Annotated in this window: 13 protein-coding genes; 1 reads left to right on the plus strand and 12 read right to left on the minus strand. The window is 64.9% G+C overall.

Features of this window, described 5'->3' with window-relative positions:
• Positions 1-92: 92 nt before the first annotated feature.
• The 10 genes from AC6LJ2_RS24980 to AC6LJ2_RS25025 form a co-directional block, all read right to left on the minus strand.
• A complete protein-coding gene (locus AC6LJ2_RS24980; RefSeq protein ID WP_498152410.1) occupies positions 93-965 on the minus strand; it encodes a PhzF family phenazine biosynthesis protein in 873 nt (290 codons plus the stop codon).
• Positions 966-1,028: 63 nt separating this feature from the next.
• On the minus strand, positions 1,029-2,426 hold the full coding sequence (locus AC6LJ2_RS24985; protein WP_498152411.1) for a 4Fe-4S binding protein: 1,398 nt from the start codon (positions 2,424-2,426) through the stop codon (positions 1,029-1,031).
• 41 nt (positions 2,427-2,467) lie between these two features.
• The gene (locus tag AC6LJ2_RS24990) at positions 2,468-3,316 is read right to left on the minus strand and encodes an FTR1 family iron permease (RefSeq protein ID WP_263910635.1); all 849 of its coding nucleotides are present in this window, start codon (positions 3,314-3,316) and stop codon (positions 2,468-2,470) included.
• 14 nt (positions 3,317-3,330) lie between these two features.
• Positions 3,331-3,690, minus strand: a complete 360-nt coding sequence (locus AC6LJ2_RS24995) for a cupredoxin domain-containing protein (RefSeq protein WP_498152414.1) — start codon at positions 3,688-3,690, stop codon at positions 3,331-3,333.
• Entirely contained in the window at positions 3,687-4,223 is a 537-nt protein-coding gene (locus AC6LJ2_RS25000) for an iron transporter (protein ID WP_263910632.1), read from the minus strand. Before AC6LJ2_RS25000 ends, AC6LJ2_RS24995 begins: the two co-directional genes overlap by 4 nt.
• A gap of 226 nt (positions 4,224-4,449) precedes the next feature.
• Complete coding sequence (phaR, locus tag AC6LJ2_RS25005) at positions 4,450-5,016, minus strand: polyhydroxyalkanoate synthesis repressor PhaR (RefSeq protein ID WP_263910630.1); 567 nt, start codon at positions 5,014-5,016, stop codon at positions 4,450-4,452.
• Between the two features lie 119 nt (positions 5,017-5,135).
• A complete protein-coding gene (locus AC6LJ2_RS25010) occupies positions 5,136-5,873 on the minus strand; it encodes a 3-ketoacyl-ACP reductase (RefSeq protein WP_263910628.1) in 738 nt (245 codons plus the stop codon).
• A gap of 76 nt (positions 5,874-5,949) precedes the next feature.
• Complete coding sequence (gene phaC, locus AC6LJ2_RS25015) at positions 5,950-7,587, minus strand: class I poly(R)-hydroxyalkanoic acid synthase (protein WP_263910626.1); 1,638 nt, start codon at positions 7,585-7,587, stop codon at positions 5,950-5,952.
• Between the two features lie 123 nt (positions 7,588-7,710).
• On the minus strand, positions 7,711-8,475 hold the full coding sequence (gene pgeF, locus AC6LJ2_RS25020) for a peptidoglycan editing factor PgeF (RefSeq protein ID WP_445658451.1): 765 nt from the start codon (positions 8,473-8,475) through the stop codon (positions 7,711-7,713).
• Positions 8,463-9,470: an RluA family pseudouridine synthase gene (locus AC6LJ2_RS25025; RefSeq protein ID WP_498152412.1), complete on the minus strand. Its 1,008-nt coding sequence runs from the start codon at positions 9,468-9,470 to the stop codon at positions 8,463-8,465. The genes pgeF and AC6LJ2_RS25025 overlap by 13 nt, the downstream gene beginning before the upstream one ends.
• 107 nt (positions 9,471-9,577) lie before the next feature.
• Between AC6LJ2_RS25025 and AC6LJ2_RS25030 the strand changes: the two genes are divergently transcribed.
• On the plus strand, positions 9,578-10,366 hold the full coding sequence (locus AC6LJ2_RS25030) for an outer membrane protein assembly factor BamD (RefSeq protein ID WP_025140122.1): 789 nt from the start codon (positions 9,578-9,580) through the stop codon (positions 10,364-10,366).
• Positions 10,367-10,431: 65 nt separating this feature from the next.
• Here the strand turns inward: AC6LJ2_RS25030 and AC6LJ2_RS25035 are convergent.
• Both AC6LJ2_RS25035 and yoaA read right to left on the minus strand, forming a co-directional pair.
• A protein-coding gene (locus tag AC6LJ2_RS25035; RefSeq protein ID WP_445656840.1) for an IS3 family transposase occupies positions 10,432-11,780 on the minus strand; the annotation gives its coding sequence in 2 pieces (ribosomal slippage) (positions 10,432-11,310 and positions 11,313-11,780; 1,347 coding nt in all).
• A gap of 70 nt (positions 11,781-11,850) precedes the next feature.
• Complete coding sequence (gene yoaA / locus AC6LJ2_RS25040; protein WP_263910622.1) at positions 11,851-13,935, minus strand: DNA repair helicase YoaA; 2,085 nt, start codon at positions 13,933-13,935, stop codon at positions 11,851-11,853.
• Positions 13,936-14,096 lie beyond the last annotated feature (161 nt).

Here is a 14,096-nt window from a genome sequence, read left to right on the forward strand (position 1 = left end):
GCGTGCAAACGCAGGCGCCGCGTTGTTTTTGGCGCCAGGCGGTCGTCCGGCCCGTTCAGCCGCTTGAGCCGCCGGCACGCCTCGCGGCGGACCTAGACGTTGACCGTACCGCGACCGATTTCAAGCGCGCGCCCGCCGACCTGGATGCGCCCATCGGCCTGCACGTCCAGCAAGAGGCGGCATGGCCGGCCCATCTGGTCGCCCTGCTCGACCAGGATGCTGGCCGGCAAGGCGCGGCCCTGGTGCCGCAGCCAACCGCCCAGGTTGGCGCACGCCGAGCCCGTACCCGCGTCTTCGTCCACGCCGCCGCCCGCCTTGGCGAAAAAGTAGCGCGCCACCACCACGTCGCGCTCGTCCTGGCGACGCCCCGCGTCAAAGGCAAACAGGTAGCAGGTCTTGCGGCCCAGGCTGCTGGCCTGCCAGCGATGCAGCTGCGTGGCGTCGGGACGCGCGCGGCGCACGGCCTCGACGCTCTTGAGCGGCACCAGCAACTGATCGGCGCCGGTATCTACCCAGATCGGTTCACCCAGCAAGTCATCGGGCTGCAATCCCACCAGTGCGGCAATGTCGGCGGCCGGCAATTCGGGCGGCGCCGTGCGCACGCCGTCGGGGCACGGCGCGGTGAAGGTCCAGGCATCGCCATGGGCCGTCACCGGCACGAGGCCGGCCTTGAATTCCAGCGTCAGGGCATCGCCGGATTTCAGCAGGTCCCGCAGCACCTGCGACGTGCCGATGGTGGGGTGCCCGGCGAACTTCATTTCGTAGCCGGGCGTGAAGATGCGCACCCGCGCATCAGCCTGTTCAGAAGGCAGGATGAAGGTGGTTTCGGAGAGGTTGAATTGCGCCGCCAGGTTCAGCATGGTGGCATCGTCCATGCCGCGCGCGTCTTCGAAGACGCATAGCGGATTGCCGCTGAAGGTGCTGGAGGCGAAGACGTTGATGAGACGAAACGCGTAGATGGCCATGATCGGATGAAGCGAGGGAAGCCGCCCAGGCGGCGAAGGCCCTCACTTTATCGCATCGCGCGCTTACCAGATCGCGAAGAACAGCACCCAGGCCCAGCAGAATGGCGTCAGGCCCGCCAGCAACACCAGCCAGGCCAGTGCTTTCTTGAAGCGGCTGGCCGGGCGCTGGTTCAACAGCCGAGCAAACAGCCGCAGGGTCCAGAGCACCGCCAGCGCCAGCAACGTGAAGCGCACCGGCGCCGCCCAGGCGGCGCGCACGCCTTCGTGCTTGAGCAGGTTGACCGTCGTGGCCGACAGGCCCAGGAACACGCCGATGCCGGCCGAAGGAATCAGCGCCTGCGCCAGCTTGTGCAAACCCGGGCGGAACCCGCCGCCGGCCGATTGCGTGGCCGAGGGCGCCGCCGGCACCAGGCGGTCGGCGATCCAGAGCGACAGGAAGCTGGCGCCCCCCACGACGACCGTGGCGCCGACCACGAACAACAGGATGCCCGCGCCATCAAGCCACGAGAAGCTGTCGTTCACTTCCGGATAGTGGGTCAGGATGAACCACGGCGCGTTGTCCATCAGGGGCCACAGGATGTCGTGCTCGACCAGCCAGGTGGCGGCCCATTGCTTGGCGGCCACGTACCAGGGGCTGGCGCTCCAGAGGAACGCGCCCATGGCGATGCCCATCAGGCCGAAGCACAGCAAGACTGTCTGCCAGGCGTCGCCCTCGGTGACGTTGACGATTTCTTCTTCGGGCGAACGCGGCGTCAGCGCAATGGCGCCGCGATAGCCGCTGCAGCGGCCGCACATGTGGCAGTCGCCGGCGCCCTTCATGTGCCGCAAGGGCACCAGCGGCGCACAGTTGATGGGTTCGATCCGGATGACCGGATGGCGCCACTTTTCTTCGTCGACCTTGAAGTGCCACGGCGCCAGCTTGGCCAGCACATTGAACACGCCATTGACCGGGCACAGGTACTTGCACCAGACGCGCTTGCTGCGGCCGTATCGCCAGCCGACGATCATGGCCGCCACCGTGGACCCGCCCAGCACCGCCAGCACCGCCAGAGGATACTGATACACGCTGACCAGTTGTCCGTAGACGGTGGTCAGCGCGAAGGCCACGAACGGCCAGCCGCCCCACCGCATCCACTTCGGGATGGCATGCCCCTGGCCGCGTTCGCTGGCCCATTCGGAGAGCATGCCCTCCGGACAGAACCAACCGCACCAGGCCCGTCCCAGGATCGGCATGGAAATCAGCACGAACGGCCACCAGACGCCCCAGAAGGCGAACTGCGCGACGATGGTGAGATTGTTGAACACCGATGCCGAATTGCCGGGCAACGGCATGACGGCCGGCACGATCAGCAGGAAAGCGTATATCGCAACAATGCCCCACTGCAGCTTGCGCAGCAGCGGGGCATGGTCTCGAAGAAAGTCGGCGATACGGGAGGTTGCCCGCCCGAGTGCAGCTGCCATGGTTAAACCTTCATGAATTCATTCCGGCAATCGCGTCGGAATCAGGAGGCCGCGCGGGCCGCGGCGACCGGGGCGGGCTTGCCGCCCACCCAGCGCAGCAGCGCCCACACCACGATCCAGTAAGCGACCCACAACAATACCGAGATCAAGGCCGGCAAGGCGCGGTACCCGGCAAAATCAGCCAGAATCTTGCCAAAACCCGTGCTGTCGCTGAGCAGCCACGAACTGTCCCAGACCGGGTCGATGATCGTCGGCAGCACGTCCAGCGAAATCAGGTGATCCAGGCCGCCCACCAGCAGCGAGCCGGCCAGCAGCAACAGCAGGATTTCGGTCACGCGGAAAAAGCGGCGCCACGTGATGAGCTTGCCGCCCAGTTGCAGCAGCCAGAAGGTCAACAGCGCCACGACAAAACCGGCCACGCCGGCCAGGGCCAGCATCAGCATGTTGCTGCCGCCCTCGCCCGCCGCCACCGTGCCGTACAGGAACACCACGGTTTCGCTGCCTTCTCGGGCCACCGCAATGGCCACCAGCACGAACAGGCCCCACCAGTTGTCGCTGGCAACGGAAGAACGGGCCCCGCTTTCGAGTTCGCCCTTGAGCGTGCGGCCGTGCTTTTTCATCCAGACGACCATCTGCACCACCAGCGCGCACGCCGCCAGCGACATGACCGCCTGGAACCATTCCTGCCCCTCGTCACTGAGCCAGGACGACACGCCCAGCAGCACCAGCGCCAACGCAATGGCCAACGCCAGCCCGGCGGCCACGCCGCCCCACAGATACTTCAGCCCGCGCGCGCCTTCCGGTGTCGAGCGCAGCCAGGTGTACAGAATGCCCACCACCAGCATGGCTTCGACGCTTTCGCGCCAGACGATAAAGAGGACCTGTTCCATGTAATGCAGCCTGCCTATTCCTTGGCCTTGACGACCAGGGTGCCTTTCACCGACTGGTGAAAGTCATCGAAGAAGGGATACTCGCCGGGGCGCGAGATGGTGATGACCACGAAGGACTTGACCCCGGGGCCCAGCACTTTTTCCTTGCGCAGCGGAATGCTTTCGAATTCCACCGGTTCGTTGCTCTCGTTGATGAGCTCGATCTTGAAGCGGCCTGCCGGGACTTCCAGACGTGCGGGCTCGAACGTGCCGTCAGGCTTGAACGTCAGGGTGAAGGTGGGCAGTTCGTCCGCCTGCGCGGGCGTCATGCCCGCCAAGCCGGCCACGCTGATCAACAGCGCGGCAACCACGCGTAGCAGGCGGCGCACGATCAGTAACCGCCCTTCTTGCCGGTGCCGGCATAGACGAATTCATATTCCAGGTCGAACGGTTCGAACCACTCGCCCACGCCGGTTTCCTTGTCGATGTGGCGACCGAAGTGGCTCATCTTGTTGGCCGTCGGCGGCAGGATCGAATACTTCAGCTTGTACTTGCCCGGGCCTTCGAGCTTGATGTTTTCGCCGTAGTGCGGGCCGTCGTTGGCGACCATGGGCATGAAGGTGCCTTTTTGCACGTTCTGGCTGCCGACCTTCTGGATTTCGTAGTTGACGACCAGGTAGGGCACCCACTCGCCTTCGGGGAAACCGGTCTTGTTGCCGGCCGTGGCGTGGATGTCGGCCTCGAGGTGCACGTCGGAGTCCTTGGCGGGACGCATCATTCCGGGCGGGTCCATTTCGATGGGCTGCAGATAGACCGCGCCGATTTCCATGCCACCCTTTTCTACCGGCTTGCCGATGGGGTATTCAGCCGCTTGGGCGACGGACACGCTCAAACCGACAATGGCCAGCGCCAAGGCTTTCTTGATCATGGGGTATTCCTCGAGACACGAATGAAACGGCGGTTCTGAAAAATATAAACAAGAACCGTTTGCATTAATGTAACGAATAAAACTGACAGATCCCTGAACCTGGCACGGGTGAAAGAGACTGATTGTTGCGTCCCATCAGGCAAAAGAAAAGCCGGCGGGCAACTGCCACGCCGGCGTCTTGCATGCGGGATTCTCGACGATGCCCAAGCCCCCGCTCGGTGGTTCCTTACTTGCGCCCGCTGCCCGGCGTGCCGCCCGGCGTGAACGGGAAGGTCGAGAACATGGCGCGGGTCTGGTCCTGCATCTGGTCCTGCATCTGCACGAACAGGTTTTTGCTCTGGTCGATGTAGTTGTTCATCATGTTCTGCAGCATGGGCGTCTGCACGTTCATGAATTGCGTCCAGGCTTCGGGGCCGAACTGACTGCCGTACAGACCCTTGGACTGCTCGGCCATCCGCGTCTGGATTTCCATGAAGGCCTGGATGTTCTTTTCCAGGTACGAACCCATGATGCCCTGCATGGCATGGCCGTAGAAACGGATGATCTGCGACAGCATGTTCGACGAGAACATGGGCATGCCGCCACTTTCCTCTTCCAGGATGATCTGCAGGAGAATGCTGCGCGTGAGGTCTTCGGCGCTCTTGGCGTCGACGACCTGGAATTCCTCGTTGGCCAGAACCAGCTGCTTCACATCGGCCAGGGTGATGTAGGTGCTGGTCCGGGTGTCGTATAGGCGACGGTTGGGGTACTTTTTAATCAGGCGCAGGCTGGCGCCGGTTTGTGCTTGCGTCATGTTTGTCCCCGGATCGGGCGATCTCTAAGACTTCGAATAGGGTGGAGTGTAATGCCGGGAGCCTTCTCCCCGAAGCTCTGCGGCGCGGAAGGGCCGCCCGCCGGGCGGCCCGCGATGCGTCAGCCCATGTGCAGGCCGCCGTTGAGCGAGAAATCCGCTCCGGTGGAAAAGCCGGACTCATCCGAAGCCAGCCACGACGTCATGGACGCGATTTCCTCGGGTGTGCCCAGGCGGCGCACCGGGATGGTGGCGACGATCTTTTCCAGCACGTCCGGGCGGATGGCACGGACCATGTCGGTGCCGATGTAGCCGGGCGAAATGGTGTTGACCGTGACGCCCTTGCTCGCGACTTCCTGGGCCAGCGCCATGGTGAAACCATGGATGCCGGCCTTGGCCGTGGAGTAGTTGGTCTGGCCGAACTGGCCCTTCTGCCCGTTCACCGAGCTGATGTTGATGATGCGCCCCCATTGGCGCTCGACCATGCCGTCGATGACCTGCTTGGTCACGTTGAACAGGCTGTTCAGGTTGGTGTCGATGACCGCGCGCCAATCGTCGGCAGTCATTTTCCGGAACAGCCCATCACGGGTGATGCCCGCATTGTTGACCAGCACGTCCACCGGGCCCAGTTCCGCGGTGACGCGTTCGAACGCCTCTACCGTGGATTCCCAGTCAGAGACATTGCCGACGGAGGCATGGAACGTGTATCCCTGTGCCGCCTGCTCATCCAGCCATTGCTGGTAGTTGCGGCTCGGGCCGCAGCCTGCCACGACGCGAAAGCCATCTTTGGCCAAGCGTTGGCAAATAGAGGTGCCGATACCGCCCATCCCGCCTGTAACGTAAGCCAGTTTTCCGCTCATTGGACTTCCTCCTGTGTGCGACGGACGCCTCGTTGATTAACTTTCTTATTGGCCTGGGCCCACCGCGTGCGCGGCTTCAGGCGGCCCTGACCTTCACATACCTGCCCGGCGCCGGCTCGATCGGCCGGTACTGGGCATTGCCCGATTTCGTACGCGCCTTGACCTGCTTGCCGGAATGCCCGGCCAGCCACTCGGTCCAGTCGGGCCACCAGCTGCCCGGTTTTTCCTGGGCCTGCGCAAGCCAGGCCTTGGGATCGCCGGGCAAGGGATGCCCCGCTTGCCCGGTATTGTCCGCTACCCAGTAGCTGCGGCGCTTCTTGGCAGGCGGATTGATCACGCCTGCGATATGGCCGGACGCGCCCAGCACGAAGCGCTGCGGGCCGCGCAGCACCTGGGTCGACGCATAGGCCGAGACCCACGGCACGATATGGTCTTCGCGCGAACCAAAAATATACGCCGGCATCGTCAGTCGCGTCAGGTCCAGCGGCAAACCGGCGGCCTGGGCCCGGCCCGGCACCTTCAGGTTGTTCTCGAGGTAGGTATTGCGGAAGTACCAGGAGAAGAACGGGCCCGGCAGGTTGGTGCTGTCGCCGTTCCAGAAGAGCAGGTCGAAGGCCGGCGGCTTCTGGCCTTTCAGGTAGTTGCCGACGACGTAGTTCCAGACTAGTTCGTTGGGCCGCAGGAACGAGAAGGTGGTGGCCAGGTCACGCCCGGGCATCAGCCCGCCGGCGCCCAGTTGGTGGTCGCGCCACAGCGCATGCGCTTCGTCGACAAAGACGTTGAGGATGCCGGTATCGTGGAAATCGAGCAGCGAGGTCAGCAGCGTGAGGGACGCGACGGGATGCTCGCCGCGCGCTTCGGCCAGCGCCAGCGCCGAGGCCAGCATGGTGCCGCCGACGCAGAAGCCCAGGGCGTTGACCTGCGGCTGCCGCGTGATGTCGCTGGCCACGCGCAGCGCCTGCAGCACCGCGTTGTCGAGATAATCGGACCATGTGGCGCGATCGACGCCGTCGGTATCGCTGGCCAGCGGATTGCGCCAGGAAATCAGGAACACCGTAAAGCCCTGCTCGACCGCGTGACGCACGAAGGAGTTCTCCGGCTGCAGGTCAAGGATGTAGAACTTGTTGATGTTCGGCGGCACGATCACCAGGGGGCGTTCGTGCACCGTGGCGGTGGCCGGCGAATACTGGATCAGCTGGAACAGCGTGTTTTCGTACACCACGTCGCCCGGCGTGACCGCCACGTTGCGGCCGATTTCGAACTGCGTTTCGTCGGTCTGGGTGATGCGCCCTTTCTTGACGTCGCCAAGCAGGTTGGCCAGCCCTTCGTTCAGGGCACGGCCGGCGCTTTCGACGATGGACTGCTGGGCGTCGGGGTTCAGGGCCAGGAAATTGGAGGGCGACAGCGCGTCGACCCATTGCATGATGGAAAAGCGCAGGCGTTCGCGCAGGGGTTCGCTGACCTGGGCGGCATCCACCATGCGCGACATGGCGCGGGCGGACAGCAGATAGGTGTGCGCCATCAGCAGATGCGAGCCATTGGCGGCCCAGGCGTCGCCGGAAAAGCGGCGATCGGCCGGCGGAGTCAGCGCGCCACGACGGGCGTCGTCGCACAGGCGCTGCCATTCGCGGGAGAATTCAGCCTGGATGTCGGCCAGGACGTCCGGAGCCACGCTCACCGGAAGGGGCCCTGAGGCGGAGAGATTGGCATTCACTTCGACACCTTGTTATCGAGACTTCCCGATTGATGTTGCATGTCGGGTAAGGGGCTGTCAATGCGGGTATTCAATGAGGCCGGCCAGCCTGACAGCCCTTTTATCAAGCCGCTTTGCGCAGGATCAAGCCGGGTCCAGCCAGGCCAGCAGCGCCATCCGTCCGGTCTCGCCGTCGCGCCGGTACGAGAAGAAGCGCCCTGCGTCTGTCACCGTGCACAGACCGCTCTGGGTGATCTCTTGTACCCCGGCGCGACGCAGCCGGAAACCGGCCAGGCCGGCGAGGTCCGCCAGCCATTTGCCCGGCACGCCGGGCCGAGGACGAAAGTAGGACTCAGTCGCGGGGTCATCCGCCATGAAGGCGTCCAGCACGTCGCGCCCGACCTCGAATGCGTCGGGGCCGATGCCCGGGCCGACCCAGGCACGCCAGGCCGAGGCCCGCGGCGCCTTGGCGCGCATGGCAGCCAGGGTATTTTCCAGCACGCCGCCCGCCAGGCCGCGCCATCCGGCATGGGCCGTCCCGAGCACGCGGCCATCGGCGTCGGCCATGACCACGGGCAGGCAGTCGGCCGCCATCGCGACCAGCACCCGGCCCGGCTGCGTCGTGACGCTGGCATCCAGCGCCGGTTCTGGCGGCACGTCCGCCTGGTCGGCGTCGATGACGTCGCTGCTGTGCACCTGGCGCAGCCAGAGCGGTTCGGCCGGCAGCGCGGCGCGCAGACGGCGGCGGTTTTCGGCCACCGTGTCGGGGTTGTCGCCGGCGCGCAGGCCCAGGTTCAGGGTGTCGTGCGGGGCAACGCCCACGCCGCCCGTCCGGGTGGTGCAGAAATAGTTGACGCCGGCCCACGCGGGGCCGGTCACCACGGGCAAGCCTTGAATCACGCGTTCCATGTGATCGCTTCCTGGACCAGGGTCATGTCCGCCGGCACGGGGGCGGCGAATCGGACTTCGCCGCGACCGCCCGGATCGTCGAAATGCAGGGCGCGGGCGTGCAGCATCTGCCGCGTCGCGCCGGCAATGTTCTTGCCGCCATAAATGGTGTCGGCCAACAGCGGATGCCCCAGGCTGGCCATGTGCACCCGGATCTGGTGGGTGCGGCCGGTTTCGAGGCGGCACACCACTTCGGTGACGCGTCCGCCCGGATCCACCTGGCCGCGCCGGGCGGGGGAGTAATGGGTGATGGCAGGCTTGGGCGCCACCGGGCGTTCGACGCTCATGCGCACCGGCACCCGCGGGTCGCGGCCGATCGGGCGGTCGACCTTGCCGGCCGCCGCCGCCCAGCCGTGCGCCAGGGCGATGTATTCGCGGCCCATGCTGCGGGCCTGCAATTGGCGTACCAGGTGGGTCTGCGCGATTTCATTGCGCGCCACGACCATCAGGCCGGACGTATCCTTGTCCAGTCGGTGAACGATGCCGGCACGGGCCACCTGGGCCAACTCGGGGTAGCGGTGCAGCAGCCCGTTGAGCAGCGTGCCGCTCCAGTTGCCGGCGCCCGGGTGCACCACCAGACCCGCGGGCTTGTTGACCACGATCCAGTCGGGGCTTTCGTCCACCACCGGGAAATCGATGGCTTCGGGGGCGAACGCGAGGGTTTCCGGGGCGGGCTGGGCCCAGACGGTGATTTCGTCGCCGGGGCCGACGGTCTGGCGGATCTTGCCGGGCGCGCCGTTGACATGAACGTTGCCGGCTTCGATCCAGCCTTGCAGGCGACTGCGGGAGTGGTCCGGCAGCAGGCCGGCCAGCACCTTGTCCAGCCGGTCGGCGCGCGTGCCCGACGGCACCGTTACAAGTTGCGGCTCACCCCGGTTTTCGCCCGGATTTTCGCCAGGAAGACCCAGGAGTTCATCGTCGGAAACGAGATCTGCGCTGATGGCTGTATCAGACATGGAGACAAATCATATAATCAGCCTGCCATGCTAACACCAAGGATACGATTCTCGTGATTCACCACTCCGCAGCTCCCTTGAACCCCGCCTCCCGAAGCGGGTCGGTTTTGCGCGTGGTTATCGCGCTATTTGCCGTTATCGCCATTGCCGGTTGCGGCTCGACCAACAGCAAGTACGACAAGACCACCAACTGGAGCGCCGAACAGCTATACGCCGACGCCAAGGCGGAAATCTCGTCCGGGGGCTGGAAAGAAGCCCGCGAGCGCCTGACCGCCATCGAAAGCCGCTACCCCTTCGGCGTCTACGCCCAGCAGGCCTTGCTTGAGCTGGCCTACGTCAACTGGAAAGACGGTGAAAACGAACAAGCCCTGGCAGCCATCGACCGCTTCCAGCAGCTCTACCCCAATCACCCCGGCACCGACTACGCGCTTTACCTGAAGGGCCTGATCAACTTCACGCCGGCCAGCGCCTTCATGAGCAGCCTGACCGGCCAGGATCCGGCCGAACGCGACCCCAAGGGCCTGCGCGCGTCCTACGACGCCTTCAACGAGCTGATCAAGCGCTACCCGGACAGCAAGTACACGCCTGATGCCGAAAAGCGCGTCGCCTGGCTGGTCAACACCATCGCCATGAACGAAGTGCACGTGGCGCGCTACTACTACGAGCGCGGCGCCTATATCGCCGCGGCCAACCGCGCGCAGACCGTCATCACCGACTTCGAAGGCGCACCCGCCACCGAAGAAGCGCTCTACCTGATGGTGCAGTCCTACGACAAGCTCGGCATGACCGAACTGAAGAACGACTCGCAGCGCGTGTTCGACAAGAACTTCCCCAACAGCTCGTTCAAGGACAAGGGCCTGAAGGCCGACAAGAGCTGGTGGAACCCGTTCAACTGACCGGCCACCGCATGGGAAAGAAGCCCCTCGATTGAACTGACCCCAAGAAGTTGGACAGTAAGAAGCTAAGGGCCGAAGGCCTGGGTCCGGTATTGAACCGGACTCAGGCCTTTTAGCTTGAGCTTGATGCGGTGGTGATTGTAGTAGTGGATGTATTGGCGGATGCCGGCCTGTAGCTGCTCGATGCTCTCGAAGCGGTTCAGGTGGCAGAACTCTGACTTGAGCGTGCCGAAGAAGCTTTCCATGGCGGCGTTGTCCAGGCAGTTGCCCTTGCGGGACATGCTCTGGGTGACGCTGCGCTCGTCCAGCAGGCGCCGATAGGCGCGTTGCTGGTACTGCCAGCCCTGATCCGAGTGCAATAACGGCCTATCCGCGGGCTTGAGCTTGGCGAAGGCCTTTTTCAACATCTTGGTCACCAGCCCGAACACAGGGCGCGGCTCGATCTGGTAGGCCACGATCTCGCCGTTGTACAGGTCCATCACCGGGGACAGGTACAGCTTCTCGCCCTGGACGTTGAACTCGGTCACGTCGGTTGCCCACTTCTGGTTGGGGCCAGAAGCTTGGAACTGGCGCTTGAGCAAGTCCGGCGCGATCCGGCCCGCATCGCCGCGGTATGAGCGGTATTTCTTGACCCGCACCAGCGACTTCAGACCCAACACCTGCATCAGGCGCTGCACCGTCTTGTGGTTGACCAGATCGCCAGCCTGGCGCAGCACCGACGTGATCCGGCGATAGCCATAGCGCCCCTTGTGATGGGCATAGACGGCACTGATCCTGGCCTTCAGATCAGCGTACTTGTCCGCTGCGCCTTGTACCTTTAGGTGGTAATAGAACGTGCTGCGCGACAGTCCAGCTGCGCGCAGCAACAATGCCAGCGGGTGGGCCGACCTCAATCCTTGGACCATTTGCGCTTTTTGACCAGCGCTTCGGTCCGTTCCGCTTGGATCAAGGCCTTCAATTTTTTTAGGTAATCATTCTCCGCACGCAGATAAGCCAGCTCTTCTTGCATCTGCTCGACGGTCATATCCTTGGAGACCGGGGCGGGGGGGTATTTGTGAGGCATTGTGCGCCTGCTTCTAGGTTGCGACGCCAATGCGCCTACACCCCCAGCATCATACTGGGCGCGCCAGATGCCGATGCTGCCCGCGTGACGGATGTCATAAAGCGCTGCTGCCTGGCGATCGGACAGACCATCACGATCTATCCGCTCAAGCACCCCCTGCTTGAACGCCGCATCGTAGTGACTGAACTTTTTGGCCAGTCCAGCAGCGCCGTGCTGCTCATAGCTTGACACCCAACGGCGCAGCATCGAATGCTCGATCCCATGCAGCCCGGCCACCTCTCGATAGCTAAGATTGCCTGACACGTAATGCTTAACTGCCTTGAGCTTGAATCGCTCATCGTACTTCGTCATGAAAAACACCCCAAAGGTTGGATCAGTGTCCAACTTTTGGGGTGCAGTTCAGATTTCTCGAGGGGCTTTTTTATTCCTGCTTGCGGCGGTAGAAGGCCAGGACTTCTTCCAGTTCGCGCGTTCGCGCGAACGGCGGCAGGCCGCGCCATAGCTGCTTGCCGTAGGGCTTTTCGACCAGGCGGGCATCGCCCACCATCAGCACGCCCCAATCGGCTTCGGTACGGATCAGGCGGCCGGCGCCCTGCTTGAGCGAAATGGCGGCCTCGGGCAACTGGTATTCCGAGAACGGATTGCCGCCCTGGGCGCGACAGGCCCGCAGGCGCGCCTCGATGACGGGGTCGTCGGGCGGCGCGAACGGCAGCTTGTCGATGGCCACCAGGGTCAGGACGTCACCGGGCAGGTCGATGCCTTCCCAGAAGCTCGCGCTGCCCACCAGCACCGGGTGGGTCAGCTTGCAGAAGCGGTCGAGCAGGTCGCGGCGCGTGCCCTCGCCCTGCTTGAGCAGCGGCCAGTCATGGCCGGCGTCGTCGAAGGCGTCGGCCAGCAGGTTGGCGACCTTGTCCACCGCGCGCAGGGTCGTGCACAGCACCAGCGTGCCGCCGGGGCTGGCCTCGAGCAGCGGCAGCAGCGTCTGGACGAAGCGGTCCAGGAACTGCGGCGACTGGGGTTCGGGCATGCCGCGCGGCACGAACAGCAAGGCCTGCTGCGGGTAGTCGAAGGGCGATTCCCACTTGCCGGTGCGCGCGCGTTCCAGCCCCAGCTGGCTGGTGAAATGGTGGAATTCGCCGTTCACGGACAGGGTGGCCGACGTCATGATCCAGGCCTGGCCCGGCTTGCGGTATTTGGAGAAGGCCTGGGCCACCGACAGCGGGGCGGAATGCAGGCGCACGTGGTGCAGGCCATGTTCGACCCAGCGCACCGCGGGGCCGGTCCATTCGACCGCGGCGGCGGCGCCTTCGAGAAGGGCGGTCGGCGTGGACAGGCCATCGCCCAAGGCGGCGGCGGGCGGCTCGGGCGCCTGGTTGTCACGCCCCCAGCCTTCGTCGTCCAGGCCCGAACCACCGCGGCCGGGCGTGGCCCAGCGTTTCAGGCGCACGGAAATCTCGGCGCCGGTGCGCGCGGCGGCGACCAGGTCGGGGTGCCGCTCGGCGACGGACCCGAGCGCGTTGGTGGCGGTATCCACGGCTTCGCGCAGCACGGCCAGCGCGGTGTCGAACTCATCGGCGTTGGGAATGGCCTCGAACGTGGCCTTGCGGCCCGGCAGGCGTTCCAGCGGCGCACAGGCCAGCCGCAGTTCGCGCGCGGCGGTTTCCAGGTGGCGCGAGATGTCGCTCCATTTCGTGGCTTCGCGCGCATAGGCCAGGCCGGCAACTTCCAGCGCGCGGCCGAAATCCATGAGCTGGTGCGTGGACACGCTGCTGCCCAGAAAGCGCGTGGCGGTGTCCGGCAACTGATGCGCTTCGTCGAAGATGACGGTGTCGGCTTCGGGCAGCAGGTCGGTGACGCCCTCTTCGCGCAGCACCAGGTCGGCCATGAACAGCGCATGGTTGACCACCACCACGTCGGCTTCCTGGGCCTGGCGGCGGGCCTTGACCACGAAGCAATCGCGGATGCGCGGGCATTCCTGGCCCAGGCAGTTCTCGCGGGTCGAGGTGACGCGCTGCCAGATGTCGGCGTCTTCGGGCACCTGGGCCAGGTCGCCGCGATCGCCGGTCTTGGAAATGCCGGCGAACACCTGGATCTGACGCAACTGCTGGATCTCGCTGCGCGACTTCAGGGCCCGGTCGTCGCCTTGCAGGCGGTCCAGGTGATAGTGGCAGACGTAGTTGCCACGGCCCTTGAGCAGCGCGGCCGTGACCGGTGCGGCCAAGGCGGCCCGCACGCGCGGCAGGTCGCGGGAAAAAAGCTGGTCCTGCAGGGTGCGGGTACCGGTGGAAATCAGCACCTTGCCGCCCTGGATGAACGCGGGTACAAGATAGGCCCAGGTCTTGCCGATGCCGGTGCCGGCCTCGGCCACCAGCGTGGCGCGGTCGGAGATGGCCTGGCCGATGGCCTGGGCCAGCTCGACTTGCGACGGGCGTGGCTTGTAGCCGGGCATGGCCGACGCAAGCGGCCCGTCCTCGGCGAAGAATTCGGATATGTCCAGGTCCAGCATTGAAACAGCCTAGTGTCGAAATCAACCGTGCCGGTCGACGGTCGGGGCGCCAGACACTGATGGTGGGAAAGGACCAAATGATACCCGCTGCGGCCGCGCTTTTCCGGTTGCCGTGTCGCGGTCGCCCCTGCTCGCAGGGACGGATCGGTCACCCCTGGCAC

This window comes from Achromobacter sp. 1014246743, from assembly GCF_059760725.1.

Bases quoted from the DNA above. Each gene is read 5' to 3' on its own strand.
- pgeF (WP_445658451.1), bottom strand. From the start codon at position 8,475: ATGGAACGCGTGATTCAAGGCTTGCCCGTGGTGACCGGCCCCGCGTGG.
- AC6LJ2_RS25010 (WP_263910628.1), bottom strand. From the start codon at position 5,873: ATGAGCGGAAAACTGGCTTACGTTACAGGCGGGATGGGCGGTATCGGC.
- AC6LJ2_RS24990 (WP_263910635.1), bottom strand. From the start codon at position 3,316: ATGGAACAGGTCCTCTTTATCGTCTGGCGCGAAAGCGTCGAAGCCATG.
- AC6LJ2_RS24980 (WP_498152410.1), bottom strand. From the start codon at position 965: ATGGCCATCTACGCGTTTCGTCTCATCAACGTCTTCGCCTCCAGCACC.
- AC6LJ2_RS24985 (WP_498152411.1), bottom strand. From the start codon at position 2,426: ATGGCAGCTGCACTCGGGCGGGCAACCTCCCGTATCGCCGACTTTCTT.
- AC6LJ2_RS25025 (WP_498152412.1), bottom strand. From the start codon at position 9,470: ATGTCTGATACAGCCATCAGCGCAGATCTCGTTTCCGACGATGAACTC.
- phaR (WP_263910630.1), bottom strand. From the start codon at position 5,016: ATGACGCAAGCACAAACCGGCGCCAGCCTGCGCCTGATTAAAAAGTAC.
- yoaA (WP_263910622.1), bottom strand. From the start codon at position 13,935: ATGCTGGACCTGGACATATCCGAATTCTTCGCCGAGGACGGGCCGCTT.
- AC6LJ2_RS25000 (WP_263910632.1), bottom strand. From the start codon at position 4,223: ATGATCAAGAAAGCCTTGGCGCTGGCCATTGTCGGTTTGAGCGTGTCC.